The 2,242-nt window shown below is 37.4% G+C and carries 3 protein-coding genes; 2 read left to right on the top strand and 1 reads right to left on the bottom strand.

Translation table 11 applies throughout. The features are described 5' to 3' along the window. Both dndD and dndE read left to right on the top strand, forming a co-directional pair. Positions 1-1,329 (top strand): DNA sulfur modification protein DndD (dndD, locus tag AACT21_RS09380; protein ID WP_094164673.1); only part of this gene is annotated, 1,329 nt, incomplete at its 5' end. Continuing rightward, positions 1,326-1,694, top strand: coding sequence for a DNA sulfur modification protein DndE (gene dndE, locus AACT21_RS09375; RefSeq protein WP_094164672.1), 369 nt, complete (start codon positions 1,326-1,328; stop codon positions 1,692-1,694). The genes dndD and dndE, both read left to right, overlap by 4 nt. 34 nt (positions 1,695-1,728) lie before the next feature. Here the strand turns inward: dndE and AACT21_RS09370 are convergent. Further along, positions 1,729-2,242: HNH endonuclease family protein (locus AACT21_RS09370; protein WP_141195279.1), on the bottom strand; the 514-nt coding region annotated here is incomplete at its 5' end.

The following is a 2,242-nucleotide window of genomic DNA, read 5'->3' as shown; positions in this document are numbered from 1 at the left end:
TTTAAGCAAAGAAAAGAACTTCTAGATAGCAACCTTCTAAGTATCGAAGAGAATATTCAGAAAGTTCTAGATAATGAAAACGCTCTAGCGAATCAGCTAAAAGACATAGAGATTCAAATGCAAACCTCTGGCGCAAATTTGTTAGATGATGTTAATAACATTCAGCTCGACAGAAAGGCAGTGGCTTCTAAATTAGAGGCGATTGATCACAATCTTATCAAACTTTCAGCGGGTGCGATGCCACTAGCTATTGCGCACAGCTTAATGAATAAAACGAAAAAGCAAGCCTTACTAGAGGATGAGATTATTGGCTTTGATAATGCGCAAAAACATATCAAAATCAACAATGACGAGCTTATTAAACGTTTAAAAGATTCGACAACAGATGATGTAGCTCATCAGGTAAACAGGCTGCTTAATCTAATATGGCAAGAGTCTGAAAATAGTTTAAAACACGAAAAGTACCTAAACGTTAATCCTGTAATATTTGATTTTGCCGAGAACGCTATCAAGTCAGAGACAACGGAAAGTGCAGAGCTATTAAAGAAGAAAAGAGAACTACAAGAGACACTAGCTCTGTTAGATAAGAAGCTAGATGCTGTTCCAGATTCTGAATCCGTTAGAGAACAAATTGAGGAAAAAGGCAGAATTGAAGCGTCGATTGCCCACTCTAAAACAACATTAGAATCCCTAATGGAGGAGCTAGCTCAATGTAAAACTCAAATTAATGAAAATGAAGCACGTCTAGACGCAACTTTGATTCAACAAAATGCCGAAGATTTTGAAGGTAAACGTAATCAACAAGTCGCAGAACATCTAGTCGAAATGAAGGACATTGTTGACGCATTCAAAGCACAACTGATTAAAGAAAACATTGCGACGCTAGAAAAACGAATTAAAAGCAAATTTGATTCACTAGAAAGAAAGTCCGAGCTAATTACAAAAGTTAGCATTAATCCTGAAACGTTTAACCTCACACTAGCAGATTTAGATGGTTTGCCACTGGATACCAAACGGCTTTCTGCTGGTGAGCGTCAACTATTGTCCGTGGCTATCCTTTGGGCACTAGCGGAAGCTTCAGGAAAAGAGATTCCAACCATTATCGATACACCGATGGGGCGATTGGATGGTAAACACAGAACGAAGCTTGTCGAAAACTATTTCCCAGCGGCGGCTGGGCAAGTAATTTTATTATCAACAGATGAGGAAATTGCCGGGCAATATTACAAGAAGCTAAAACGCTCTGTTGCTAAGGAATACCATATTAGCTATGAAGAAACAGCCAAGACATCGACTATTACTGAAGGTTACTTTGGAGAATTAACATGAGCATTGAAATCGTTCGCTTGTCCGAAAAAGCTAAAGGACAACTCATCACTGTAAAGAAGAATACCAAGATTGATAACTGGAACGTTCTTTGCCGATGGGCACTTATGCTTTCATTGAAAGAAGAGAGTATTCCTCCGCATGAGGATATTGTAATCAACAGCAATGTTGAAATGACTTGGAAGGTCTTTGGTGGCGAGTTTTCAGACATCTATCTAGCAATGCTCCGTCAGAGAATAAAAACAGACTTTGGCAAAATTGATGAAGATGAACTTAATTATCACTTTAAGCTTCATCTTCATCGTGGCATATCTTATTTACTACAAAAGTCTAAAAACATAGACAGTATAATTAACACTGTAATATAGCTTTAAATCTCTCTGGTAATAGGTTAGAGATTAGTTATATTCGCCATATTTCAGCGGCATACTCTGCTAGGTGTCGCTGCCTTTGTTCAATAACATCAAAGCTCCATGATAAATAAGAGTCGTTCTCAATAATTTCCTTAACCATAGGTAACTCTGAATCTTTGAAAGACTTTTTGATTGAACCATCTTTACGTTTTGCCAATTTTTCCGGGTACTCACTAAATCGCTTAGCATTCCAATCAAAGTTCGACACATCTCGATTAATATCTCCCTCTAGAAGACAGAGATTACCTAATCTATTTACCATTTGTTTATGTTTTTCTGGCTCATTTGTAGCCCATAACCATTCATCTGGACGCTTATCGGTTGCCAGTTTTTTAGGCAAAATATGTTCAACATTAAACTCTTGACTATGCTTAGCAAGCTTCAAACCTGAAGACTTCAGCAAGTAACTATCAATCTTAGATAGGATGTAAAACTGCAATGTTGCACTTCTCGCGCTAAATAAAGAAAAGTTCTGATAAAAATCAGTTGGAGAACTATTATCT

This window comes from Vibrio sp. V08_P9A1T1 (assembly GCF_963874405.1).
Taxonomy (GTDB): domain Bacteria; phylum Pseudomonadota; class Gammaproteobacteria; order Enterobacterales; family Vibrionaceae; genus Vibrio; species Vibrio anguillarum.
Note: the sequence above shows the minus strand (reverse complement) of the source record. Positions and strands in the feature narration are given on the sequence as shown.